The following is a 24,196-nucleotide window of genomic DNA, read 5'->3' as shown; positions in this document are numbered from 1 at the left end:
AATGACTAGAAAAAGAGAATTAATCTTAAGATTGGGAGTGGCTGTTTATAGTCTATGCATTGTCTGTTTTTGTTTTACTCCCCAGCCTCAACTTCCTACAGGAGTGGAAACTCCAGGTATTCAAACTTTTGGACGCCTGGTTTTTCTTTTAACTCCCTTAAACTCCCTGTGGAATCTAGGTGAAGTGACCAGTTTGGGACAAGTTATTTGGATCTTTTTGCAGAACATTTTAAATGTCTTCTTGCTCATCCCTCTGGTCTTTCAACTGCTCTACCTCTGTCCAAACTTACGAAAAACGAAAAAAATCGTATTTCTCAGTTTTCTTCTGAGCTTAGGAATTGAATGTACGCAGCTGGTCTTAGATTTTTTCTTCGACTTTAATCGCGTCTTTGAGATTGACGATTTGTGGACCAATACCCTAGGAGGCTATTTGGCTTGGGTCCTCTATAAAGGACTGCATAAAAACAAGATAAGGAATTAGAATGAGTATTTTAGAAGTTAAAAATTTGAGTCATGGTTTTGGTGACCGTGCAATTTTTGAAGATGTGTCTTTCCGTCTCCTCAAGGGAGAACATATCGGTTTAGTCGGTGCCAATGGTGAGGGGAAATCAACCTTTATGAGCATTGTGACTGGTAAGATGTTACCAGACGAAGGAAAGGTGGAGTGGTCTAAGTATGTGACTGCTGGCTACTTGGACCAGCATGCTGTGCTAAAGGAAGGTCAAACTGTGCGTGATGTACTCCGTACTGCCTTTGATGAGCTTTTCAAAGCAGAAGCACGTATCAATGACCTCTACATGGAAATGGCAGAAGAAGGAGCAGATATCGATACGCTGATGGAAGAAGTTGGAGAACTCCAAGACCGTTTGGAGAGTCGTGATTTTTATACTTTAGATGCCAAGATTGATGAAGTAGCGCGTGCCCTCGGTGTCATGGACTATGGTATGGATACAGATGTAACAGCCTTATCAGGTGGACAAAGAACCAAGGTGCTTCTGGCTAAACTTCTCCTTGAAAAACCAGATATCTTGTTGCTTGACGAGCCAACCAACTACTTGGATGCTGAACACATTGACTGGATCAAGCGTTATCTCCAAAACTATGAGAATGCCTTTGTCCTTATTTCGCACGATATTCCTTTCCTCAACGACGTAATCAATATCGTCTATCATGTTGAAAATCAACAGTTGACGCGTTACTCTGGTGACTACTACCAGTTCCAAGAAGTTTATGCTATGAAGAAATCTCAACTGGAAGCAGCCTATGAGCGTCAACAGAAAGAGATAGCGGACCTCAAGGATTTCGTAGCCCGCAATAAAGCCCGTGTTGCAACACGAAACATGGCCATGTCCCGTCAAAAGAAACTCGACAAGATGGACATCATCGAACTTCAAAGTGAGAAACCAAAGCCATCCTTTGATTTCAAACCAGCTCGTACACCTGGGCGCTTTATCTTCCAAGCCAAGGACTTGCAGATTGGTTATGACCGTCCACTTACTAAACCCTTAAACCTAACCTTTGAACGCAATCAAAAGGTTGCAATTATTGGGGCCAATGGTATTGGGAAAACAACCCTCTTGAAGTCTCTCTTGGGCATTATTCCGCCAATCGCTGGAGAAGTCGAACGTGGCGACTACCTAGAACTTGGCTACTTTGAGCAAGAAGTAGAAGGTGGCAATCGTCAAACCCCTCTTGAAGCCGTCTGGAATGCCTTTCCTGCCCTCAACCAAGCAGAAGTTCGTGCAGCCCTTGCTCGTTGTGGTTTGACAACTAAGCATATCGAAAGCCAGATTCAGGTCTTATCAGGTGGTGAACAAGCCAAGGTGCGTTTCTGTCTCTTGATGAACCGTGAAAACAACGTCTTAGTGCTGGACGAGCCGACCAACCACTTGGATGTGGATGCCAAGGAAGAACTCAAACGCGCTCTCAAAGAATACAAGGGTTCTATCCTTATGGTTTGCCACGAACCAGACTTTTATGAAGGCTGGATGGACCAAATCTGGGACTTTAACAAGCTAACTTAAAAGCACTAAAAAGGCCAAGTCGAAATGACTTGGCTTTTTTGACTAGTAATTTAAAAAGCTTTCAACTTCAGATTTCTCAATTTCTTTACCATAGTGGCAAATCGGACAAGAAACGAAGTAGCTTTTACCATAAGGGAAAAGTGGAATCCAGTAGAGGGTGAACTTGCGTCCAGTTTCTACAATCTCCCAAGTGTCAACATTGTTACAGTGACCACATTCGATCGCAGTTTGCGTATGTCCCAAATCTTTCTGATAACCTTTAGAACCCCAAAATAAAATCATTTCATCGTCTCCTTATCTGTTGATGGCTTATTTTTTGCTGAAGTCGTAGTCCTTGACTACTTCGATACTGTCAATGGTGATAGCGGTAGTTGGTTTGTCTTTCTCATCTTTTTCAGCTTTGGCAATCTTGTCAACAACGTCCATGCCATCGATGACTTGACCAAAGACAGGGTGTTTGCCGTCTAGACTTGGATTTCCACCTTCTTTATAGGCTTCGATGATTTTCTTTGGATACTTGCTTGTAGGGAGTTTAGCTGAAATATCTGTTGAGTTTTGGTTGATGAAGAACTGGCTACCGTTGGTGTTTGGTTGTCCAGTGTTAGCCATAGCAAGGGCTCCTCGGATATTGTATAGGTAAGGAGAGATTTCATTTTTGAAACCAGTTCCCTTGTCCTTTGTTTTATCCTTATCATGCCAGATAGATTGTCCACCTGTACCATCTCCCTTAGGATCTCCAGTTTGGACCATAAAGCCATCGATGACACGGTGGAAGGTGATGCCGTTATAGTAGCCTTCCTTAGCGTGAGTAAGGAAGTTTTCAACCGCAAGAGGTGCTAGTTTTGGAAAGAGTTTGATTCGTATATCGCCTTGATTTGTGTGTAAACTGACTTCAGCTTCATCTTCGGCAACCTCTTTAGAAAGTTGAGGGAAGTTGGCATTTTCATTGGTCAAAGCGTCATTCAAATCTTTGGCAGCTTGAGCAGCTGCTTTTGAGCTTTCTTCAGCTGAGATACTCGAGTCAACATAGTCATCACCACGGAGACCACGTTGGATACTAGTACATCCAGCAAGGGCAACAGTTGATAGTAAAAGAAGGGTTGCTAGTTTTTTCATTGTTTTCCTCTCAAAAATTCATTTCTACCATTGTACCCTAAAAGAGAGGTGATTTCAAATGTTAATGATTTTACTAAAAATTTCTAGTAGTAAAAAAATTAAAACTCTGTCAAGTTTTTTTCTTGACACCTGTCGAAAATCTGCTATAATGGAACATGTGCTAAATAGCTCAGCTATTTCACCGAAATAAAAAATAAGAAAAGAGACATTAAAAAATGGCAGTTAAAATCCGTTTGACTCGTATGGGTTCTAAGAAAAAACCTTTCTACCGTATCAACGTAGCAGACTCACGTTCACCACGTGACGGACGTTTCATCGAAACAGTTGGAACTTACAACCCACTTGTTGCTGAAAACCAAGTGACTTTGAAAGAAGACCGCGTTCTTGCATGGTTGGCTGATGGAGCTCAACCTTCAGATACAGTTCGCAACATCCTTTCAAAAGAAGGCGTATTGAAAAAATTCCACGATTCTAAATTCTCAAAATAAGTTTAAAGTAGGTTGACAGATGGATACGATTGAAAATCTCATTATTGCGATTGTGAAACCTTTGATTTCACAACCTGATGCCTTAACTATCAAGATCGAAGACACACCAGAATTTTTGGAGTATCACTTGGATCTTGACCAAAGCGATGTCGGTCGTGTTATCGGTCGTAAGGGTCGCACTATCTCAGCGATAAGAACGATTGTCTACTCTGTCCCAACTGAAGACAAAAAAGTAAGAATCGTTATCGATGAAAAATAAAAAAAGCGGGACAGATGTCTCGTTTTTTTGTGGAGGAGAAGATGAAGGATTTAACGTTTAGACAATTACAAGCTTACTTACTCGAACATTACCAGCAATCTCGAACCGAGGAAGGCCTCTTTATCAAGCTAGTGGAGGAAGTCGGAGAGGTAGCAGAGGTCTTGAATGGGCGCTCTGGTCGAAAAGAGGGTGTCCAGGACTCAAATGAGGAACTAGCCAAAGAACTGGCAGATATTATTCACTACACTGTCGCAATTGCGGCCATCAACGATATTGACCTAACCAAAAGCATCTTTGACAAAGATAAGAAGGCTGCCATTAAGTACCAGCATGAACGAGATTTGGAAGAATTTCTGGAGGGAAAATATCTATAGTGTCTTTTTTCTTCAACTTGTGAAAATCCCTAGAACGTGATAAAATAAAGGATAAGGGTTTTTAATAAATCATTGTTATAGAATGAGTGGATTTCTTTATGAAACGATTTGAAGTAACTACAAAAATTGGCAGCCTCTCTGTTACTTATAAAAAGCAAAAGAAAGTGCTTGTTTGTTTAAATGGCGCAGGTTTGCTACCAAGTTATGAAAATTTTTCACTTATACTTGAAAAACTTCCTCCCACAATTGGTTATTTGACAATTGATTTTCCAAACACAGGTAGGAGTCCGATTCATGACCAATCTGGAAAAAATCTGGACAATCTTGTAGACGCGGTTTATGAAGTACTTGAAGAATTGGCGATTTATGAATATATACTTTGTGCACATAGTTTGAGTGGAATTTTAGCTTGCAAATTGATGAACAAATCAATTAAGTGTCAGGCTTTAGTAGCAATTGAACCAACAACTAAAAAAGTAATGTTTTCTGATTTTTCAGAAAATCCTTATCCAGAAATGGAAGAGCAAATGAGACTGATTGAAGAGTGTGGCCCCGAAGTCTATTTTAAGAACATAACTCAAGCAGCATTTAGCTCTGAAACTAATGAAGAAATCTGGGATTTAGTGCAAGAAAAAGATTCAGAGTTGGAAAGACAAGTTCCAGAATTTCATATATATTGTGAGATTACTGAGAAAGATTTTGAGAATGTATCTATAGAAGCTCATATTCCCGTTTTTATTTTTTGTCAGGCTTATAGAGAAAAAGAGTACAGAGAATCAGAGTATTGGACTTCCAATACTAAGCTCATTTTAGGAGGGAATCACCATTATTTACAATGGTCAGAATCAGAAAAAATTGCGAATATTATTCGAGAATTGTCAGAATAAGATGGAAAGAAGGAGAGTACAGGAGACAAGATGAACTACTTTAATGTTGGAAAAATCGTCAATACGCAGGGTCTACAGGGTGAGATGCGAGTCTTGTCTGTGACGGATTTTGCTGAAGAACGCTTTAAAAAAGGGGCAGAGCTGGCTTTATTTGATGAAAAAGATCAGTTTGTTCAAACAGTGACCATTGCAAGTCACCGCAAGCATAAGAACTTTGACATTATCAAATTCAAAGACATGTATCATATCAATGCGATTGAAAAGTACAAGGGTTATAGTCTCAAGGTCGCTGAGGAAGATTTGAACGATTTAGATGATGGAGAATTCTACTATCACGAGATTATCGGTTTGGATGTTTACGAGGGAGATAACTTGATAGGAACTATCAAGGAAATCCTACAACCAGGTGCCAACGATGTCTGGGTGGTCAAACGAAAAGGTAAGCGTGATTTGCTTTTACCTTACATTCCGCCAGTAGTTCTCAATGTTGATATTCCAAACAAGCGGGTTGAAGTGGAAATCTTAGAAGGGTTAGACGATGAAGATTGATATTTTAACCCTCTTTCCAGAGATGTTTTCTCCGCTGGAACACTCGATTGTTGGGAAGGCTCGAGAAAAAGGGCTCTTGAATATCCAGTATCATAATTTCAGAGAATACGCTGAAAACGCCCGTCATGTTGACGATGAGCCCTACGGAGGCGGTCAAGGAATGTTGCTCCGTGCCCAACCTATTTTCGATGCCTTTGATGCCATTGAAAAGAAAAATCCCCGTGTCATTCTTCTTGATCCTGCTGGAAAACAGTTCGATCAAGCTTACGCTGAGGATTTGGCTCAGGAAGAGGAACTAATCTTTATCTGTGGTCACTATGAAGGGTATGACGAGCGTATCAAGACCTTGGTAACCGATGAAATTTCCCTAGGAGACTATGTTTTGACTGGAGGAGAATTGGCGGCCATGACCATGATTGATGCGACCGTGCGCTTGATACCAGAAGTGATTGGTAAGGAGTCTAGCCACCAAGATGATAGCTTCTCTTCGGGACTTCTTGAATATCCTCAGTACACTCGCCCTTATGACTATAGAGGCATGGTCGTGCCAGATGTGCTCATGAGTGGGCACCATGAAAAGATTCGCCAGTGGCGGCTCTATGAGAGTCTAAAGAAAACCTACGAGCGCAGACCTGACCTGCTAGAAAACTATCAACTGACAGCCGAAGAAGAAAAGATGCTGGCTGAAATCAAAGAAAACAAAGAATAAAGGAGAACCTTATGCAAGTAATCAAACGTAATGGAGAAATTGCTGAATTTGATCCAGATAAAATTTACCAAGCTGTCCTAAAGGCAGCTCAAACAGTTTATGTTTTGACCGATGACCTGCGTCAAAACCTAGCGCAAGTTACTAAAAAAGTCGTTTTGGACTTGGAAGAAGCAAAAGTGGAACGTGCGACTATCAGCATGATCCAATCAATGGTCGAGCACCGCTTACTTGGAGCTGGCTACATTACCATTGCAGAACACTATATCTCTTATCGCTTGCAACGCGATTTGGAGAGAAGTGGTTATGGCGACCATATCGCAGTTCACCTTCATTTTGAACAAATCCGTTAAGAAAAAGAGTGGGATGCAAAGAACATCTCACTCTTTCTTAAATAGACTTTTCTGAGCTTTTTGTACAGTTGAGGGAACGAAACGAAGTCGCTTAATGTCACTGATACGAATGATTCGGGTCACGTTTTTTGAAAAATTTTTGACGATAATTTGTTGGCGATTAGCATCGTGTTTGACAATATCACCCGTAAAACTTGTCTCAGCAAGTATGACATGAACAGCCGTCTTTTTACGGATGGCTTGTTCAATCATAGCAGTGAGGGAGTTGTCCTCGATTTGAGGATGATCATCATTCCCATTGAGAAAACCATGTAGTTTATCTAGAACTAGTTTGAATGTCTGTCTCATAGAATCCTCCCTTCTTATATATCCACATTATATAAAATTTTCCTAAAAACCACAAGATTTTTACGAATAGACTATAGAAAGCATATCACATAAAGGAGTTAAAATGGCAGAATTTACATTTGAGATTGAAGAACACTTGCTCACCTTGTCTGAAAATGACAAAGGATGGACAAAAGAACTAAATAGAGTCAGCTTTAATGGAGCACCAGCAAAGTTTGATATTCGTTCTTGGAGTCCTGACCATACTAAAATGGGCAAAGGAATCACGCTTTCCAATGAAGAATTTCAGGTAATGGTCGATGCCTTTAAAGGGGGACAATAAAAAGAATCTTGAGTGCAACTCAAGATTCTTTTTTTAGGACACAATATAGTCACAGAGAGAAGTCTTAGACAATTGAATGAAAGTCTCTCTATACTCTTCAGGTGGGATTGGATTATCTTTACGAATCCAGACTTCAATGAAAGAGATTGCCATGGTCGTAATGATATAAGCGATGTCCTCTTTATTAAAATTATATTTCAGTTGGTAATTGACATTCTTTAGTACCCACTCTGAGTATATTCCACGCAGAAATTCCTTCCAACATGGGTCGACTTGTGTGGTATACAAGGTGCTAATAACTTCCCTTTTTTCGTATATGAGAGGAAGTATATGGTCTGCTAAAAAGCTGATAGGATCTCCATCATTGCTAGGGCAGTACTTATTAAAGACGTTAAAAATGTGCTGATTGGTCTCTTCGTGAATGTATTCGATAATATCTTCAAAGTTGTTAAAATGCTTTTGATAAATCGCTTGTCGTGAAATACCAGCTTCAGCAGCAATTTCAGTCATTGTAAAGGAACTACGTTGAGGATTTTTCTTAGCTAGTGTGATGAGAGCTTTAATGATTAGCTCACGAGTATTCTTTGCCATAGAATTACCTTTCTTCTTATAATTATTTACAGTTATTTTTGAATGAAGAAAAATCAGAATGTTCAAGTTAATATAAACAATCAATGAACATTAAATTTTCTGAATCTTTTAGGTAGCTCTATTGTATCACAAATAATTTATAAAATATAGCTCTCTCAGTGAAAATACGTTTTCTGAAAAGTATACAATTGCTAAGCATCCAAAATCAATGGAAGCATATTTGGTTTGAATCAATTAGAATACTTTTCTACTTTGCATATCGTTAATAGCTGTAATTTGAAGAATAAAACGATTAATATTCATACTGGTATAAGAATAGTCAAGTATCTAAATAGTGTATAGTTGATTCTTAGAATGGAAATAGTCCAGAACAATTGTTCTGGACTATTCTTTTATCTTGAAAAATATGGAAGGCTTTTCAATCTTTCGAGTAGGGGACGACTAATGAAACTAATGGCAATAATCTTACCAAGATCAGGGAGGATAAAGGGAAGGACACCGACAGCTAGTGCCTGATCAAATGGCATACCAGCTAGGAAGTGGAGGCTGAGAATGCCTCCGACAAAGACGAGGGAGTCACCCAAGAGGTTGGCTAGGAAAATGCGAATGTAGCCACTATTTTGATGGATGAGATAAGATGTAAGTCCAGCATAGACAAGGTCGAACCAAAGATAACCTGCACTTGGGCCGACTAAAACGTGAAATCCAGCTCCTCCCCCTGCAAAAACAGGTAAACCAATGGCACCCAGCAAGAGATAGAGAGCTACAGATAGAACAGCTTCTCTGGGTCTAAAAACAGTAGCAATCAGACCGATCGCAAAGTTTTGCAGAGTGAAGGGGACAGGACCGATAGGGAGACTGATTTGTGCCAATACAGCGATGAGAGCAGCGCCGATAGCAGGAATGGCATAGATATGAGCTTTTTTCAAAACTGTTAACCTCTTTTCAAAATTATAGTAACTATTATACTAATTTAGAAAGAAAAGTCAACCAGTTTCTAAATTAAAGGTAACAATTTTGTAACGGCCGATTTTGCAAGTAAAAAGAGACCTCAAGAGGTCTCTTGCGATAATTAGCGCATGGTCACAAATTCTTCTGAAGCGGTTGGGTGGATAGCTACTGTAGCATCAAAGTCCGCCTTGGTTGCCCCCATCTTAATGGCAACAGCGAATCCTTGAATCATCTCATCCACTCCGTAACCAAGTCCGTGAAGTCCAACAACTTTTTCATCAGCACCTGCGGTGATGAGTTTGAAGCGAGACTCTTGACGATGGTTTGTAACGGCTGAGTACATAGATGCAAAGCTTGACTTGTAGACTTTGATGTTATCTTGGCCGTATTCTTTGATAGCTTGATCCTCAGTTAAACCAACGGTTCCGATTGCTGGGTGGGAGAAGACAACAGTAGGGATAGTCGTGTAGTCCATCTTAGCATTTGTTTTCCCGTTGAAGATGCGTTCAGATAGGGTGCGTCCTGCCTTGATGGCTACTGGGGTCAGTTCCTTCTCACCAGTAACGTCTCCAAGGGCGTAGATGCCATCTACAACTGTATTTTGATACTCATCCACTTGGATAAATCCACGTTGGTTGAGTGTGACGCCAGCCTTTTCTAACTCCAGACCGTCTACATTTGGACGGCGACCGGTAGCCCAGATAACTTGGCTTGCAGTGTGACTAGAACCGTCTTCAAAATGAATGGTAATACCTTGCTCCGTTTCTTCGAGCTTGACGGGTACCTTATGTGTGTGTAAAGGTAGACCTGTTTTTTCCATTTCATTGACAAGACCTTCAACGATGTAGCTGTCAAAACCACGCAAGGGACGATCACGACGGACAAACAAATCCGTTTTTACTCCTAGAGCGTGGAGAACACCTGCTAATTCAACGGCGATATAGCCAGCTCCAAGAATCGCAACAGAGTCAGGAAGTTGCTCCCAAGCAAAGACATCGTCTGAGCTGCCACCGAGTTCAGCTCCAGGAATAGTTGGGATGCTTGGACGAGCCCCAGTCGCAATCACGATATGCTTGGCACGAATCAATTCACCATTGACGCTGACTGTGTGGGAATCAACGAAATGAGCACGACCTTCAATCAAATCAACCCCATTGCGCTTGAAACTTCCATCATAAGATGAGCGGGCACGGTCGATGTAGGCTTCACGATTTTGACGAAGTTTTGCGAAATCAAATTGAACATCTGAACTTGTAAAACCATAGTCAGGGCCGTAGTGGTGGAAGCTTTCAGCGATTTGCGCTCCATACCACATGATTTTTTTAGGAACACAGCCGACATTGACGCAGGTTCCACCTAATTTTTTCTCTTCGATAACAGCAGCTTTAGCACCGTGTTCGCCAGCGCGGTTCATAGTGGCAATGCCGCCACTTCCTCCACCGATGGCGATGATATCATATTCTCTCATAGAAAACTCCTTATAGCTTTGATAGTCATATTCTATCGTTTTTATTTTTTGAATGCAAAAATCTGCTACGATAAAAAAATTATAAAAACGCTTGCCAAATTCAAAAAGATATTGTATTATATATCTAGCACAATAATCCAACAAACGAATACCGAACGAAATAATGATCCTGAATTGTCATTGTTTCCATCTGAACTGTCATTGTTTGGGCTTGGTATTTCTGATATAATGGTTTTTGTAAGGCAAAAGAATAAAGGAGCTTAAAAATGAAAAGAAATAAAAAGGCAAAAAAATGGCAATTATACACAGCGATTGGTGTTGCCAGTGCTATTGTTATCGGTGCTGCGGGGATTTTGATTTTTAGACAACCTTCCCAGTCAGCAGTCAAGGATGAAACCTCCCATATCATTACCGCTAAGGAAGGTTCTGTTGCTTCATCGGTTCTCTTATCAGGTACGGTTACAGCAAAAAATGAACAATACGTTTATTTTGATGCTAGTAAGGGAGATTTAGATGAAATTCTCGTTTCAGTCGGGGACAAGGTCGAAGAAGGGCAAGCGTTGGTCAAATACAGCAGTGCAGATGCTCAAGCTGCCTATGATGCAGCCGATCGTGCAGTTGCAAAGGCAGACCGTCATATTGAGGAGTTAAACAAAGCTCGTGAAAATGCATCAGCTGTACCAGCTTCTCCACAAGTTCCAACAGAAGCAGGACTCCCAGAACAAGCGCAAGCAGCGACTTCTTCCGTATCTTCTATTGATTCTCAAATCAGTGATGCCAAGGATAACCGTGCAGATGCTGTGGCTCAGCTTAACAAGGCTCAAGCACAGCTAGATGCCGCAACTGTCCTCAGTACACTAGAAGGGACTGTAGTTGAAGTTAATCGTAATGTCTCCAAATCGCCAACAGGTAATAGCCAAGTGGTAGTACATGTCGTAAGTAATGAAAACTTGCAGGTCAAAGGGGAGTTGTCTGAATACAACCTTGCTAACCTTTCTGTAGGCCAAGAAGTTACCTTTACTTCGAAGGTTTACCAAGATAAGAGCTGGACAGGAAAAATCAGCTATATTTCTGATTATCCTAAAAACAACGGAGAAGCAGCAAATGCAGCCCTTGGAGGAAATACTGGCTCTAAGTACCCTTATACTGTTGATGTGACCAGCGATATCGGAGAGTTGAAACAAGGCTTCTCTGTCAGTGTGGAAGTTAAGAACAAGAGTAAGGCTATCTTGGTTCCTTTAACAAGTGTCGTTACCGAAAATGACAAAAACTATGTCTGGCTCGTTGACGACCAGAAAAAAGCGAAGAAGGTAGAAGTTACTTTGGGGAATGCGGATGCAGACAACCAAGAAATTACTTCAGGTTTGACAGACGGTGCCAAGGTCATCAGTAATCCAACATCTTCCTTGGAAGAAGGAAAAGAGGTGAAGGCTGATGAAGAAACTAATTAGTCTCAAAAATATCTGTAGAAGTTATCGAAATGGTGACCAAGAACTGCAGGTCCTTAAAAATATCAGTCTAGAAGTTCATGAAGGTGAGTTTGTTGCCATTATGGGACCATCTGGTTCTGGTAAGTCTACGTTGATGAATACCATCGGAATGTTGGATACACCAACTAGTGGAGAGTACTATCTTGAAGGTCAAGAAGTGGCAGGTCTTGGAGAGAAACAATTGGCCAAGGTCCGCAACCAGCAAATCGGCTTTGTCTTTCAGCAGTTCTTTCTCTTGTCCAAGCTTAATGCTCTTCAAAATGTCGAGTTGCCCTTGATTTACGCTGGAGTTTCGGCTTCAAAACGTCGGAAATTGGCTGAGGAATTTCTGGAAAAGGTTGAGCTAACGGAGCGCAGTCATCATTTGCCTTCCGAGTTATCAGGTGGTCAAAAGCAACGTGTAGCGATTGCCCGTGCCTTGGTAAATAATCCCTCTATCATCCTAGCAGACGAGCCCACAGGAGCCTTGGATACCAAGACGGGAAATCAAATCATGCAGCTGTTGGTGGAGTTAAACAAGGAAGGGAAAACCATTATCATGGTCACGCACGAGCCTGAGATTGCGGCCTATGCCAAACGCCAGATTGTTATTCGTGATGGGATCATCTCGTCCGACAGTGCTCAGGTAGAAAAGGAGGAAAACTAAGATGCAGAATCTGAAATTTGCCTTTTCATCCATCATGGCTCACAAGATGCGTTCCTTCCTGACCATGATTGGGATTATCATCGGAGTTTCGTCTGTCGTTGTCATCATGGCTCTGGGAGACTCCATGTCTCGTCAGGTCAATAAAAACATGACCAAATCACAGAAGGATATCCATGTCTTTTTCTCTCCTATCAAAAGCAAGGACGGTTCCTTTACGCAGAAACAATCCGCTTTGACAGTCAGTGGGAAAGAAGAGGATGTTCATGTTGAACCACCAAAACCACTAGAATCCTGGGTCAAGGAAGCTGCCAAACTCAAAGGAGTAGACAGTTACTATGTCACCAACTCGACCAACGTCACCCTATCTTATAAGGATAAGAAGGTTGAACGAGCCACTCTGACAGGCGGAAATAGCACCTACATGAACGCAGTTGAAAATGAAATCGTTGCGGGTAGAAGTCTAAGACCGCAAGACTACAAGGAATTTGCCAGTGTGATTTTGCTGGACGAAGAACTAGCCAAGAGTTTGTTTGATAGTCCAGAAGCTGCGGTTAATCAAGTCATCTCTGTCAATGAATTTAGTTACCGTGTGATTGGCGTTTATACTAGCAATGAAGCTAAAACTGCTAAAGCCTTTGGGATTGGTGGTCTTCCAATTACGACTAATATCTCCCTCGCAGCCAATTTTAATACTGATGAAATCTCGAACATCGTCTTTCGTGTCAATGATACTAGTCTAACGCAGACCTTGGGACCAGAGTTGGCTCGAAAATTGACTGAGATTGCTGGTCTTCAGCAAGGGGAGTACCAAGTTGCGGATGCAACTGCCGCCTTCCAAGAGGTACAACAACTATTTGGTTTTATGACCACCATTATCAGTGCCATCGCAGGAATTTCTCTCTTTGTCGGAGGAACTGGTGTTATGAATATCATGCTGGTTTCGGTGACGGAACGCACGCGTGAGATTGGTCTGCGGAAAGCTCTCGGAGCTACTCGGGCTAATATCTTGGTACAGTTTTTGATTGAATCCATGATCTTAACCTTGCTAGGTGGTGTCATCGGTCTTGGGATTGCTGCTGGAATGACCATGTTAGCTGGAGTACTGCTTCAAAACATGATTGCAGGTATTGAAGTTGGGGTTTCCCTCCCAATCGCTCTCTTTAGCTTGGCTGTGTCAGCCAGTGTTGGGATGATTTTTGGAGTCTTGCCAGCCAATAAAGCGTCTAAGCTCGATCCAATCGAAGCCCTTCGTTATGAATAAGATATAGAACAGAAAAAACAAGATGGACAGTTGTCTGTCTTGTTTTTGTATGGATTTTCCTATCGAAAATCACTAAAAATATGATATAATGAAGTGTTAGAAAAACAGGTTTCATTTGCCTGGAAAGGAAAAATTATGTCTGAAAAGAATTTTTATATTACAACACCGATATACTATCCATCTGGTAAACTTCATATCGGTTCTGCCTACACAACCATCGCTTGTGATGTCCTAGCGCGTTATAAACGTCTCATGGGCTACGATGTCTTTTATTTGACAGGTCTTGACGAGCATGGTCAGAAGATCCAGCAAAAAGCTGAAGAAGCTGGCATCACACCTCAAGCCTATGTTGATGGGATGGCGATTGGCGTCAAAGAACTCTGGAAATTACTTGATATCTCATATGATAAATTTATCCGTACCACTGATGACTACCATGAAAAAGTTGTAGCCCAGGTCTTTGAACGCTTGCTTGCTCAAGATGATATTTACTTGGGTGAATACTCTGGCTGGTATTCAGTTTCAGATGAAGAATTCTTTACAGAAAGTCAGCTTGCGGAAGTTTTCCGTGATGAAGCTGGAAATGTAACGGGCGGTATCGCTCCATCAGGTCACGAAGTGGAGTGGGTTTCAGAAGAGTCTTATTTCCTTCGCCTCAGCAAATACCAAGACCGTTTGGTTGAATTTTTCAAATCGCACCCTGATTTCATCACTCCAGATGGTCGTCTCAACGAAATGTTACGTAATTTCATTGAGCCAGGTTTGGAAGACTTAGCGGTTTCTCGTACAACCTTTACATGGGGAGTACCAGTTCCATCAAATCCAAAACACATTGTCTATGTTTGGATTGACGCTCTCCTTAACTATGCGACAGCTCTTGGTTATGGTCAAGACGATCATACTAACTTTGACAAGTTCTGGAACGGAACAGTCTTCCACATGGTCGGAAAAGATATTCTCCGTTTCCACTCCATCTACTGGCCAATCCTTCTTATGATGTTGGATGTTAAATTGCCAGACCGCTTGATTGCTCACGGTTGGTTTGTCATGAAAGACGGCAAGATGTCTAAGTCTAAAGGGAACGTTGTCTATCCTGAAATGTTGATAGAGCGTTTTGGGCTGGATCCACTTCGTTACTACCTCATGCGTAGTCTTCCAGTTGGTTCAGACGGAACCTTCACTCCTGAGGACTATGTAGGTCGTATCAACTATGAATTGGCAAATGACCTCGGAAACCTCCTTAACCGTACGGTTTCTATGATCAACAAGTATTTCGATGGTCAAATCCCTGCCTATGTAGAGGGTGTAACAGAGTTTGATAATGCTCTTGCTGAGGTTGCAGAACAATCAATCGCAGACTACCATACACACATGGAAGCAGTTGACTACCCACGTGCTTTAGAAGCAGTCTGGACACTTATCTCTCGTACTAACAAATACATCGATGAGACAGCCCCATGGGTCTTGGCTAAGGATGAAGCCCTTCGCGACCAATTGGCAAGTGTCATGAGCCACTTGGCAGCTAGCCTTCGTGTTGTAGCTCACTTGATTGAACCATTTATGATGGAAACCAGTCGTGCAGTCTTGACTCAACTTGGTCTCGCAGAAGTTTCTAGCCTAGAAAACTTGAGCTTGGCTGATTTCCCTGAGGGTGTGACTGTTGTTGCCAAAGGAACACCAATCTTCCCACGCTTGGATATGGAAGAAGAAATCGCCTATATCAAGGAACAAATGGAAGGCAACAAGCCTGCTGTCGAGAAAGAATGGAATCCAGGTGAAGTTGAACTCAAACTCAACAAGGATGAAATCAAGTTTGAAGACTTTGATAAGGTTGAAATCCGTGTCGCAGAAGTCAAAGAAGTTTCTAAAGTGGAAGGTTCTGATAAGTTGCTCCAATTCCGCCTAGATGCTGGTGATGGTCAAGATCGTCAAATCCTCTCAGGAATTGCCAAATACTATCCAAACGAACAAGAATTGGTCGGCAAGAAGGTCCAAATCGTTGCCAACCTCAAACCACGCAAGATGATGAAAAAATATGTCAGCCAAGGGATGATTCTCTCAGCTGAACATGATGGCAAATTAACTCTTCTCACAGTTGATCCAGCTGTACCAAACGGAAGTGTGATTGGATAAAATCTATAGATAAAAACAGTTTTCTATTTTTCGTATAGAAAAACTGTTTTTTTACTAAAATAAATAATATTTTGGAGATTGGGAATGAAGAAAAATGCTATTCTTTATTTAGGAGTTGTTTTACTACTTGCTATTTTTCTTTTGTTTTCTTTATTTATAAATCGTAAAGAAAGTAAACATCAAGAAGTGCAATCAACTACTACTGAAGTCATAAAATCAGATTTTGAGGATATTTCAGGTGATTATATTTCTTCTACAGGTGAGAAAGCTACTGTTGCTAAAAATAATCAAAATTGGAGAATCTCATATAATACAGACGAAGGTAATGTATTTGGAGACTTTTCTACGGATTGGAAGAAAGATGGCAACAATAGGTCTTCTGTTACAGAATTTAATAAATCAGATGGAAATAAGGATTTTAAAATCTCTATTTTAGTTAATAATGTAGATGATTCATCTAACATTTTAACGGTAATTACCTTATCAGACGGAAATAAGAATCATGAAATGGTATTTGCTAGTAGGACTGATTATTTTAAAAATAGTAAGGATAATATTCTTCAAGGAGATTTAAGCGCTTTTGAAGGGACATATTCTAATGACTATTTAGAAAAAGCAATAGCGGAATCAAACTTCACTTTGTATGGGTACAGTCCTGAAGATTATTTTGAAGATAAAACTTCAGTCTTCCCCAAAATATCCAAACAAGAGGGAAATTGGCTGTTTTGGAGTGGTTCTACACATGCTCAATTCAAGCTAGATAAAAGTAAAAAACCGAAGAAAAATAATGGTTATTATGAAGTCTATTTTGTAGGGGATAATAAAAATGCAATTATTGGGCAAGAATTAGTGCTAACATTTATTCCTGCTAATGAAACTGGACCAGATAATGAGAAAATTCAAGAAAATAGAATTCTTTATGGAAAAAGTTATCTTAGACCATATAAAGTGGGTTGGTGGGAAATATACCAAAAAAATACAATTTCAGAAGTAGACTTAGATATTGAAGCGATTGAAAATGGAGATATTTCAACACTTGTTGGAAAATGGAGGAATGGTCGCGGTAAGGAATTGATAATTAATTCTGATGGAACAACTGGGGATGGAAATAGTATTGAAGTAATAAAAGATTCATCTAAGAAGAGCAGTGTTCCATATGTTAGTTTACAAAGTGGTCATACGAGTGCTGCTATTGGATTGTTTAAAATAGGTTTTAAAAATCCAATGGGTGATCAATCAGATAGCTCACGGCCGCGATTAATTATTACTCAATCAGCTGGAAATTATGATGAAGATTTTTATTATTATAGAGTAGAGGCAAGTGTTTCTCATTAGTAGGTGAAATGTTCAGTAATCAGATAGCATTTGGGCTTTTTTTCGAGTTTAATAGTTTTATGAAATACTTATTCTGATGTACCCCTCTCAGCTGAACATGATGGACAATTAACCCTTCTCACAGTTGATCCAGCTGTACCAAACGGAAGTGTGATTGGCTAATAGCAAAAAACCAACGTTAGGCACGTTGGTTTTTCTTGTTATTTATGAGATTTTCTAAGAAGTGGTCCATCTCCTTTTGCGACTTGAGGACAATTACTTTCTCAGGGTAGGTTTCTTGAACCCGTTGATAGCGTTCTTTAGCATTCTTTGTCCGCCCATCCCAGAGAATCCATCTGACAAAGTCCCAGTCAAAGCGTTCAGGACAGCCTGCTGCCATACTTTCTCTGACTTTACCTCGGTATGTGAGATACCGTTTAAAGGCTCGAAAGAGACAAGTCCATGGGGAAAAGTTGAGAAAGATGATTTGGTCAGCTTCCAGCATTCTTTCTTCATAGCAACACCAAGAGTAGTTGCCGTCGATGACCCAAGCTTCGTGCTTTGTGAGAAAGTTTTTCATCTCGGTCAACATCCATTCGCGGTCACTGTCTTGCCAACCAGGTTGAAATTGAAGTGTATCCATATGCAGTTTGGGGATGGAGTAGTAGTTTGACAACTTTTCAGCTAGAGTTGACTTGCCAGCTCCAGAATATCCTATGATTGCGATTTTCATTTTCTACCTTTTCTGATTAGAGGACAAAAAAACAGCCTCTATGGACTGTTTCTTATTTAGCAAGTTTAGCTGAAAGACGAGCTTTATCGCGGCTTGCTTTGTTTTTATGAATCAAACCTTTAGTTTCTGCTTTGTCGATAGCTGAGCTAGCAGCACGGAAAAGTTCTTCAGAAGGGTTTGCTTCGAAAGCTTTGATAGCAGTACGCATAGCTGATTTTTGAGCTGAGTTTTTTTCGTTTTGTTTAACGTTCAATTCAGCGCGTTTGATAGCTGATTTAATGTTTGCCAATGTTCTTACCTCCATATTTACTAACTATACCATTATATATGAAAACTTAGGTTTTGACAAGGGGAAATTATTTTTTTAGGTAAATTTCATCGATTTCATGGTTTTTAGTCTTGTGGAGAATGACCTCGGCGCGATTCCTTGTTGGTTCGATATAGTTTTGTAGATTTGTGAGATTAATGCTGGTCCAAACCTGGTGAGCAAAGGCTTCAACTTCTCCAATTGGCATTTGAGTAAAACGGTGGTAGTAGCTGTTGGAATCATTTTGGGCAAAGCTGAGCAGCTTTAAGAAACGATCCAGATACCAGCTTTCAATGTCCTCGACAGCAGCATCCACATAGATGGAGAAATCAAAGAAATCAGTAATGTAAAGGCGCTCATTTTGAGGGTTTTGAAAGACATTGATGCCTTCGACAATGACAAAATCAGCAGCTTTGACACGTTGTTTCTCTCCAGGAACGATGTCATACACTTCATGAGAATAGACAGGAATATCGACATCTTGCCCATTCTTTAGGCGGTCAAGAAAATTCAGCAAGGTTTCCATATCATAACTTTCAGGAAAACCTTTGCGATTTAAGATATCTTGGTCCATCAAGGTTTGATTGGGATAGAGAAAACCGTCAGTTGTCACCAATTCTACAGTAGCATCCGGGAGAGTACGTGATAAAAGAATCTGAAGTAAGCGACTAGTAGTTGATTTTCCCACAGCAACACTACCAGAAACCCCAATGATAAAAGGCTGAGATTTACTTTCGCGTTGGAGAAAAATTCCTTTTGAAAAGGCCAAATCATCCTTGGTGCGCTTGTAAATATGGATAAGATGAACTAGGGGAAGATAGACATCTGTTACGTCCTGTAGACTAATCTGGTCATTGAAACTCTTGATGGATTCTAACTCTTCCTCTGTCAAGGGAGGGGTTGTTTTGCGATGCAATGATTGCCAAGTCTGGCGACTGATTTTTTCAAAATGTAAAAATTCGTTGGTCATTTGTTTTCCCCTAGATATTTTGTTTATCATACCATAAAAAGCTAAAAAGATAAAGCGGTTTCTTGATGGTAGTAAGTCAATATCGTATAATAGAGGTAGATGGAGGTTGAATAATTTAATAATGAGATAGGGAATGGTTTCTGAAGACTTATCAGTTATTGAAAGTGGGCTTTTTGGTTCACAACTTATAGGAGGTGTGTCATGAAAATCTTAAAACGTTATATATTGGAACTCTGTTTTATTTTAAGTTTTGCCTTACCTTTTATAAAAGGAGTCAATGCGGATAATGGTAGACGCTTTGTGGAAATCTATTACGGTTTTACTTTTTTGATGGAACATGCTATTGTAACAGTTGTCTTTATCTGTTCGCTCTTGATTGCTTGGCTAGTAAAAAAGCAGTGGACGAAATGGCTTGCTGCTGGTAGTTATCTATTTTTGATTTTGTGGATTGCTACAGAAGGATATCTATTCCGTATGTCACTAGAAGATTTGATACGACTTTGGACAAGTTTGGAAATCTTGACACAAACTTATCAGTTGGGTTTTTATCTAAACATCATATTGGGAATCTTGTTGATAATAAAGTATTTTAAGGTTAAGAAATAGTAATAAAAATGCGCTTGATTACAGGCGATCTGTTTTTCCTGACTATGATAATTTGTAGTTCCCGATAGATTGTAATGTATTTCTAATAATTGAAAGAGATTGAAGAAAAGGTTTTTTGACTAGGATTCTTCAGTCTTTTTCATTTGATCATCACTTTGTAAACGATTTACAATTCAAGCTAAATTATGGTAAAATAGTTTTATGAGTAAAATGTATTATGCAGAAAATCCTGATGCTGCACACGACATTCATGAGTTGAGAGTGGAGTTGTTGGGAAAAAACATGACCTTTTTGACGGATGCGGGTGTTTTTAGCAAGAAAATGGTTGACTTTGGGAGTCAGCTCTTGCTCAAGTGTCTAGAGGTAAATGAAGGAGAGACGGTCCTTGATGTAGGTTGTGGTTATGGGCCATTGGGTTTGTCGTTAGCCAAGGCTTATGGAGCTCAGGTAACCATGGTCGATATCAATAATCGCGCTCTAGACTTAGCGCGTCAAAATGCTGAGCGTAATAAAGTAGAAGCAACGATTTTCCAATCCAATATCTATGAACATGTTGAAGGAAAGTTTGACCATGTTATTTCCAATCCGCCGATTCGAGCGGGCAAGCAAGTTGTTCATGAGATTATCGAAAAGAGCAGAGATTTCTTGAAAGACGGAGGAGATTTAACCATCGTCATTCAGAAAAAACAAGGAGCTCCAAGTGCTAGAAATAAGATGGAAGACGTTTTTGGAAATTGTGAAATCGTAAAGAAAGATAAGGGATACTATATCCTTAGAAGTGTGAAAGAATGAGAGCAGTTGATTTAATCCAAAAGAAACGAGATGGTCAAGAACTGACTTCAAATGAAATCAAATGGCTGGTAGAAGGCTATGTGGCTGGAACTGTTCCAGACTATCAGATGTCTGCTTTTGCTATGGCTGTTTATTTTAAAGGAATGACCACACGTGAGATTTCTGACCTGACGATGAATATGGTCAAGACAGGTCAGGAGTTTGATTTGTCAGCTATTGAGGGGGTTAAGGTTGACAAGCATTCGACTGGTGGTGTAGGTGATAAGGTGACCTTGATTTTGGCTCCCCTTGTTGCAAGTTTCGGAGTGCCCGTTGCTAAAATGAGTGGTCGTGGTCTTGGCCATACTGGTGGGACGATTGATAAATTGGAGTCCATTAAGGGCTATCAAGTCGAACGAAGTCAAGAAGATTTCATTCGTCAGGTACAGGACATTGGTGTATCTGTCATTGGGCAGTCAGATCAGCTGGTTAAAGCAGACAAACTTCTCTATGCCCTCCGAGATGTGACAGCAACTGTAGACACGATTCCTTTGATTGCGAGTTCGGTGATGAGCAAGAAAATTGCTGCAGGAGCGGATGCCATTTTGCTAGACGTAACGGTCGGTGAGGGTGCCTTCATGAAGACGGTTGATGAGGCGCGCGAATTGGCTCAAACCATGGTGGATCTTGGTAAGGCAGTTGGTCGAAAGACGGTAGCAGTCATTACCGATATGAGCCAACCCTTGGGAAGAGCCATTGGCAATCGTCTCGAAATCCTTGAGGCAATCGAGATTCTCCAAGGAAATGGCCGAGAAGATATTAGTCACTTTATCTGCGAGCTAGCTCAGATTATGCTTGGCTTGGCTGATGTTGAAAAAACGATTGAGGAAATCCGTCAACACCTGGAAAATGGCCAAGCACTGGCTAAGTTTGAAGAAATGGTAGCAGCACAAGGCGGTGATTTAGAAGATCTCTATCGCCCCGTCAAAGTTGCCCATGTGGTGGAAATTCCAGCTCAAGATACGGGTGTTATTTCAGCTCTTCCTGCAATGGAATTTGGCCTCTATGCCATGAGACTAGGAGCTGGTCGTGCAGTCAAGTCTGATGACTTGGACTATGAAACAGGGATTGTTTTTGAGAAGAAGGTTGGAGACTCCGTTCAAAAAGGGGAAATTGTTGCAAAAGTTTATACAAATGGAAAAATTTCTTCTGAACTAGTTACAGAATTTCAAAAATATGTTAAAATAAATGATGGAGTGCAAAGTTTACGAGAAATTATAGAAATTATCTCATAAAACCAGGGAGAATCCGAATATGAAGTTAAATAAATATATTGATCATACGCTTTTAAAGCAAGATGCAAGTCAAGAACAAATTGATCGTTTGCTATCTGAAGCGCGTGAGTATGACTTTGCCTGCGTTTGTGTCAATCCCACATGGGTGAAACATGCGAAAACAGGGCTCGAAGGCTCAGATGTAAAAGTTTGTACAGTAGTAGGTTTTCCTTTGGGAGCAGCAACTTCAGCTGTGAAAGCTTTTGAAACAAAAGAAGCTGTCCAAAACGGTGCGGATGAGATTGATATGGTTATCAATGTTGGTGCCCTCAAATCAGGCAATCTGGATTTGGTTGAATCGGACATCCGTGCTGTCGTAGAAGCAAGTGGTGACAAGTTGGTTAAGGTCATTATTGAAGCTTGCTTGTTGACAGACGATGAAAAGGTTGTGGCTTGCCAATTATCCCAGAAAGCAGGCGCTGACTTTGTCAAAACATCAACTGGATTTTCAACTGGTGGTGCCACTATTGAGGATGTTCAGTTGATGCGTGAAACAGTCGGGCCAGATATGGGAGTTAAGGCAGCTGGTGGAGCTCGTTCATATGCAGATGCTGTCGCTTTTGTGGAAGCAGGCGCTACCCGTATCGGAACATCTGCTGGTGTAGCGATTTTAAAAGGAGAATTGGCAGATGGCGACTACTGAGTTAATTGAACTAGCAATTGAAACCAGCAAACAAGCCTATGTCCCCTATTCTCATTTTCCCATAGGTGCTGTTTTAGTAGCCAAGGATGGTAGTGTTTATACGGGTGTGAACATCGAGAATGCTAGTTATCCCTTGACTAATTGTGGAGAACGTACTGCTATTTTTAAAGCAGTTTCGGAGGGGCAACGGGAGTTTTCAGAATTGATTGTCTACGGACAAACTGAAAAACCCATCTCGCCATGTGGTGCTTGCCGCCAGGTCATGGTTGAATTTTTTGAACAAGATCTAAAAGTGACTTTAGTCGCTAAAGATAAATCGACGGTCGAGATGACGGTCGGGGAGTTACTTCCATACTCATTTACAGACTTAAACTAGTCTGAGTCACTCTCTGAGTGATGCGGTCCTTGTGGCCAACCAATCCATACTTGCAACATCGTTGCACATCTTATTTAGGAGGTTCAGTAATGAACAAGAAACAATGGCTAGGCCTTGGTCTAGTTGCAGTAGCAGCAGTTGGACTTGCTGCATGTGGTAACCGCTCTTCTCGTAACGCAGCTTCATCTTCATCAGAAATGAAGACCAAAGCAGCAATCGTAACAGATACTGGTGGTGTTGATGATAAATCATTTAACCAATCAGCTTGGGAAGGTTTGCAAGACTGGGGTAAAGAACACAATCTTTCTAAAGATAAAGGTTACACTTACTTCCAATCAACAAGCGAAGCAGACTATGCTAACAACTTGCAACAAGCGGCTGGAAGTTACAACCTGATCTTCGGTGTTGGTTTTGCCCTTCACAATGCAGTTGAGGAAGCAGCAAAAGACCACTCTGACCTAAACTATGTCTTGATTGATGATGTGATTGAAGGTCAAAAGAATGTTGCGAGCGTAAGATTTGCGGATAACGAAGCAGCTTACCTTGCTGGTGTTGCAGCAGCGAAAACTACGAAAACAAAACAAGTTGGTTTTGTAGGTGGTATCGAATCTGAAGTTATTTCACGTTTTGCAGCTGGATTCAAAGCTGGTGTTGAGTCAGTCGACCCATCTATCAAAGTCCAAGTTGACTACGCTGGTTCATTTGGTGATGCTGCCAAAGGTAAAACAATTGCAGCAGCTCAATATGCTGCCGGTGCAGACGTTGTCTACCAAGCAGCTGGTGGTACAGGTGCTGGTGTCTTTGCTGAAGCAAAATCATTGAACGAAAACAAAAATGAAAACGAAAAAGTTTGGGTTATCGGTGTAGACCGTGACCAAGCAGCAGAAGGTAAATACACTTCTAAAGATGGTAAAGAATCTAACTTTGTTCTTGTATCTACATTGAAACAAGTTGGTACAACTGTAAAAGATATTGCCAACAAAACAGAAAAAGGTGAATTCCCTGGTGGACAAGTGATTGTTTACTCATTGAAAGATAAAGGGGTTGAGCTAGCAGTAACAAACCTTTCAGAAGAAGGTAAAAAAGCTGTTGAAGATGCAAAAGCTAAAATCCTTGACGGAAGCGTAAAAGTTCCTGAAAAATAATGGATAAAAGTCATTTCTTAGGAAGCGGCCA

The 24,196-nt window shown here is 40.7% G+C and carries 30 protein-coding genes; 21 read left to right on the top strand and 9 right to left on the bottom strand.

Going from position 1 to position 24,196, the window contains the following annotated elements:
• The first annotated feature begins 1 nt into the window (after position 1).
• Both HMPREF2766_RS02705 and HMPREF2766_RS02700 read left to right on the top strand, forming a co-directional pair.
• Positions 2–481: a VanZ family protein gene (locus tag HMPREF2766_RS02705; RefSeq protein ID WP_070567588.1), complete on the top strand. Its 480-nt coding sequence runs from the start codon at positions 2–4 to the stop codon at positions 479–481.
• A 1-nt stretch (position 482) separates the two neighbouring features.
• Positions 483–2,024 (top strand): ABC-F family ATP-binding cassette domain-containing protein, encoded by a 1,542-nt coding sequence (locus HMPREF2766_RS02700; protein ID WP_070567586.1) that lies wholly within the window; start codon positions 483–485, stop codon positions 2,022–2,024.
• A gap of 42 nt (positions 2,025–2,066) precedes the next feature.
• On the opposite strand, the gene HMPREF2766_RS02695 is transcribed toward HMPREF2766_RS02700, so the two are convergent.
• The gene (locus HMPREF2766_RS02695) at positions 2,067–2,306 is read right to left on the bottom strand and encodes a zinc-ribbon domain-containing protein (RefSeq protein ID WP_000600215.1); all 240 of its coding nucleotides are present in this window, start codon (positions 2,304–2,306) and stop codon (positions 2,067–2,069) included.
• A 27-nt stretch (positions 2,307–2,333) separates the two neighbouring features.
• Positions 2,334–3,140, bottom strand: coding sequence for a peptidylprolyl isomerase (locus HMPREF2766_RS02690; protein WP_070567584.1), 807 nt, complete (start codon positions 3,138–3,140; stop codon positions 2,334–2,336).
• A 215-nt stretch (positions 3,141–3,355) separates the two neighbouring features.
• On the opposite strand from HMPREF2766_RS02690, the gene rpsP reads away from it, so the two are divergent.
• From rpsP to HMPREF2766_RS02655, 7 genes are all read left to right on the top strand, one after another.
• On the top strand, positions 3,356–3,628 hold the full coding sequence (gene rpsP / locus HMPREF2766_RS02685; protein ID WP_000268760.1) for a 30S ribosomal protein S16: 273 nt from the start codon (positions 3,356–3,358) through the stop codon (positions 3,626–3,628).
• A 19-nt stretch (positions 3,629–3,647) separates the two neighbouring features.
• Positions 3,648–3,887, top strand: coding sequence for an RNA-binding protein KphA (gene kphA / locus HMPREF2766_RS02680; RefSeq protein ID WP_000379617.1), 240 nt, complete (start codon positions 3,648–3,650; stop codon positions 3,885–3,887).
• Between the two features lie 41 nt (positions 3,888–3,928).
• Positions 3,929–4,261 carry a MazG nucleotide pyrophosphohydrolase domain-containing protein gene (locus HMPREF2766_RS02675; protein ID WP_070567694.1) on the top strand — a complete coding sequence of 111 codons (333 nt, stop codon included), beginning with the start codon at positions 3,929–3,931 and terminating at the stop codon, positions 4,259–4,261.
• Positions 4,262–4,359: 98 nt separating this feature from the next.
• Positions 4,360–5,148, top strand: coding sequence for an alpha/beta hydrolase family protein (locus tag HMPREF2766_RS02670; protein WP_070567582.1), 789 nt, complete (start codon positions 4,360–4,362; stop codon positions 5,146–5,148).
• Between the two features lie 30 nt (positions 5,149–5,178).
• The gene (rimM, locus tag HMPREF2766_RS02665; RefSeq protein ID WP_070567581.1) at positions 5,179–5,697 is read left to right on the top strand and encodes a ribosome maturation factor RimM; all 519 of its coding nucleotides are present in this window, start codon (positions 5,179–5,181) and stop codon (positions 5,695–5,697) included.
• A complete protein-coding gene (trmD, locus tag HMPREF2766_RS02660; RefSeq protein WP_070567579.1) occupies positions 5,687–6,406 on the top strand; it encodes a tRNA (guanosine(37)-N1)-methyltransferase TrmD in 720 nt (239 codons plus the stop codon). Before rimM ends, trmD begins: the two co-directional genes overlap by 11 nt.
• An 11-nt stretch (positions 6,407–6,417) precedes the next feature.
• Positions 6,418–6,756: an ATP cone domain-containing protein gene (locus HMPREF2766_RS02655; RefSeq protein WP_001196045.1), complete on the top strand. Its 339-nt coding sequence runs from the start codon at positions 6,418–6,420 to the stop codon at positions 6,754–6,756.
• A gap of 27 nt (positions 6,757–6,783) precedes the next feature.
• On the opposite strand, the gene HMPREF2766_RS02650 is transcribed toward HMPREF2766_RS02655, so the two are convergent.
• The gene (locus HMPREF2766_RS02650; RefSeq protein ID WP_070567577.1) at positions 6,784–7,104 is read right to left on the bottom strand and encodes a hypothetical protein; all 321 of its coding nucleotides are present in this window, start codon (positions 7,102–7,104) and stop codon (positions 6,784–6,786) included.
• Positions 7,105–7,207: 103 nt separating this feature from the next.
• Here HMPREF2766_RS02650 and HMPREF2766_RS02645 point away from each other — a divergent pair, with 103 nt between their 5' ends.
• The gene (locus tag HMPREF2766_RS02645; protein ID WP_000807419.1) at positions 7,208–7,426 is read left to right on the top strand and encodes a YdbC family protein; all 219 of its coding nucleotides are present in this window, start codon (positions 7,208–7,210) and stop codon (positions 7,424–7,426) included.
• A 33-nt stretch (positions 7,427–7,459) separates the two neighbouring features.
• On the opposite strand, the gene HMPREF2766_RS02640 is transcribed toward HMPREF2766_RS02645, so the two are convergent.
• The 3 genes from HMPREF2766_RS02640 to gor form a co-directional block, all read right to left on the bottom strand.
• Positions 7,460–8,017: a TetR/AcrR family transcriptional regulator gene (locus tag HMPREF2766_RS02640; RefSeq protein ID WP_070567575.1), complete on the bottom strand. Its 558-nt coding sequence runs from the start codon at positions 8,015–8,017 to the stop codon at positions 7,460–7,462.
• Between the two features lie 392 nt (positions 8,018–8,409).
• Complete coding sequence (locus tag HMPREF2766_RS02635) at positions 8,410–8,946, bottom strand: biotin transporter BioY (RefSeq protein ID WP_049520701.1); 537 nt, start codon at positions 8,944–8,946, stop codon at positions 8,410–8,412.
• Between the two features lie 143 nt (positions 8,947–9,089).
• A complete protein-coding gene (gene gor, locus HMPREF2766_RS02630) occupies positions 9,090–10,436 on the bottom strand; it encodes a glutathione-disulfide reductase (protein ID WP_049520702.1) in 1,347 nt (448 codons plus the stop codon).
• A gap of 266 nt (positions 10,437–10,702) precedes the next feature.
• On the opposite strand from gor, the gene HMPREF2766_RS02625 reads away from it, so the two are divergent.
• The 5 genes from HMPREF2766_RS02625 (at position 10,703) to HMPREF2766_RS02605 (ending at position 17,301) form a co-directional block, all read left to right on the top strand.
• Entirely contained in the window at positions 10,703–11,887 is a 1,185-nt protein-coding gene (locus HMPREF2766_RS02625; protein ID WP_070567573.1) for an efflux RND transporter periplasmic adaptor subunit, read from the top strand.
• Complete coding sequence (locus tag HMPREF2766_RS02620) at positions 11,871–12,572, top strand: ABC transporter ATP-binding protein (RefSeq protein WP_070567571.1); 702 nt, start codon at positions 11,871–11,873, stop codon at positions 12,570–12,572. The genes HMPREF2766_RS02625 and HMPREF2766_RS02620 overlap by 17 nt, the downstream gene beginning before the upstream one ends.
• A gap of 1 nt (position 12,573) precedes the next feature.
• The gene (locus tag HMPREF2766_RS02615; protein WP_007519837.1) at positions 12,574–13,833 is read left to right on the top strand and encodes an ABC transporter permease; all 1,260 of its coding nucleotides are present in this window, start codon (positions 12,574–12,576) and stop codon (positions 13,831–13,833) included.
• A gap of 135 nt (positions 13,834–13,968) precedes the next feature.
• On the top strand, positions 13,969–15,966 hold the full coding sequence (metG, locus tag HMPREF2766_RS02610) for a methionine--tRNA ligase (protein WP_070567570.1): 1,998 nt from the start codon (positions 13,969–13,971) through the stop codon (positions 15,964–15,966).
• A gap of 84 nt (positions 15,967–16,050) precedes the next feature.
• The gene (locus HMPREF2766_RS02605) at positions 16,051–17,301 is read left to right on the top strand and encodes a DUF6287 domain-containing protein (protein ID WP_070567568.1); all 1,251 of its coding nucleotides are present in this window, start codon (positions 16,051–16,053) and stop codon (positions 17,299–17,301) included.
• Positions 17,302–17,479: 178 nt separating this feature from the next.
• Here the strand turns inward: HMPREF2766_RS02605 and HMPREF2766_RS02600 are convergent, their stop codons facing one another.
• The 3 genes from HMPREF2766_RS02600 to coaA all read right to left on the bottom strand — a co-directional run bounded on the left by HMPREF2766_RS02600 (position 17,480) and on the right by coaA (position 19,290).
• Positions 17,480–18,013, bottom strand: coding sequence for a DNA topology modulation protein (locus tag HMPREF2766_RS02600; protein WP_070567566.1), 534 nt, complete (start codon positions 18,011–18,013; stop codon positions 17,480–17,482).
• Between the two features lie 52 nt (positions 18,014–18,065).
• Positions 18,066–18,302, bottom strand: a complete 237-nt coding sequence (gene rpsT, locus HMPREF2766_RS02595) for a 30S ribosomal protein S20 (RefSeq protein ID WP_001274000.1) — start codon at positions 18,300–18,302, stop codon at positions 18,066–18,068.
• A gap of 67 nt (positions 18,303–18,369) precedes the next feature.
• The gene (coaA, locus tag HMPREF2766_RS02590; protein WP_061420797.1) at positions 18,370–19,290 is read right to left on the bottom strand and encodes a type I pantothenate kinase; all 921 of its coding nucleotides are present in this window, start codon (positions 19,288–19,290) and stop codon (positions 18,370–18,372) included.
• Between the two features lie 201 nt (positions 19,291–19,491).
• Here coaA and HMPREF2766_RS02585 point away from each other — a divergent pair, with 201 nt between their 5' ends.
• The 6 genes from HMPREF2766_RS02585 (at position 19,492) to HMPREF2766_RS02560 (ending at position 24,165) form a co-directional block, all read left to right on the top strand.
• Positions 19,492–19,896 carry a hypothetical protein gene (locus HMPREF2766_RS02585; RefSeq protein WP_070567564.1) on the top strand — a complete coding sequence of 135 codons (405 nt, stop codon included), beginning with the start codon at positions 19,492–19,494 and terminating at the stop codon, positions 19,894–19,896.
• Between the two features lie 201 nt (positions 19,897–20,097).
• Positions 20,098–20,688: a class I SAM-dependent methyltransferase gene (locus HMPREF2766_RS02580; RefSeq protein WP_080978836.1), complete on the top strand. Its 591-nt coding sequence runs from the start codon at positions 20,098–20,100 to the stop codon at positions 20,686–20,688.
• Positions 20,685–21,962 (top strand): pyrimidine-nucleoside phosphorylase, encoded by a 1,278-nt coding sequence (locus tag HMPREF2766_RS02575; protein ID WP_001202940.1) that lies wholly within the window; start codon positions 20,685–20,687, stop codon positions 21,960–21,962. The genes HMPREF2766_RS02580 and HMPREF2766_RS02575 overlap by 4 nt, the downstream gene beginning before the upstream one ends.
• A gap of 19 nt (positions 21,963–21,981) precedes the next feature.
• Positions 21,982–22,644: a deoxyribose-phosphate aldolase gene (gene deoC / locus HMPREF2766_RS02570; protein WP_000773693.1), complete on the top strand. Its 663-nt coding sequence runs from the start codon at positions 21,982–21,984 to the stop codon at positions 22,642–22,644.
• Complete coding sequence (locus tag HMPREF2766_RS02565) at positions 22,631–23,020, top strand: cytidine deaminase (protein ID WP_000246113.1); 390 nt, start codon at positions 22,631–22,633, stop codon at positions 23,018–23,020. Before deoC ends, HMPREF2766_RS02565 begins: the two co-directional genes overlap by 14 nt.
• Before the next feature lie 89 nt (positions 23,021–23,109).
• Complete coding sequence (locus tag HMPREF2766_RS02560) at positions 23,110–24,165, top strand: BMP family lipoprotein (RefSeq protein ID WP_001036150.1); 1,056 nt, start codon at positions 23,110–23,112, stop codon at positions 24,163–24,165.
• The last annotated feature ends 31 nt before the right edge of the window (positions 24,166–24,196 follow it).

The organism is Streptococcus sp. HMSC076C08, assembly GCF_001810825.1.
Lineage (GTDB): Bacteria > Bacillota > Bacilli > Lactobacillales > Streptococcaceae > Streptococcus.
This window is presented reverse-complemented; position numbering and strand designations above follow the sequence as displayed.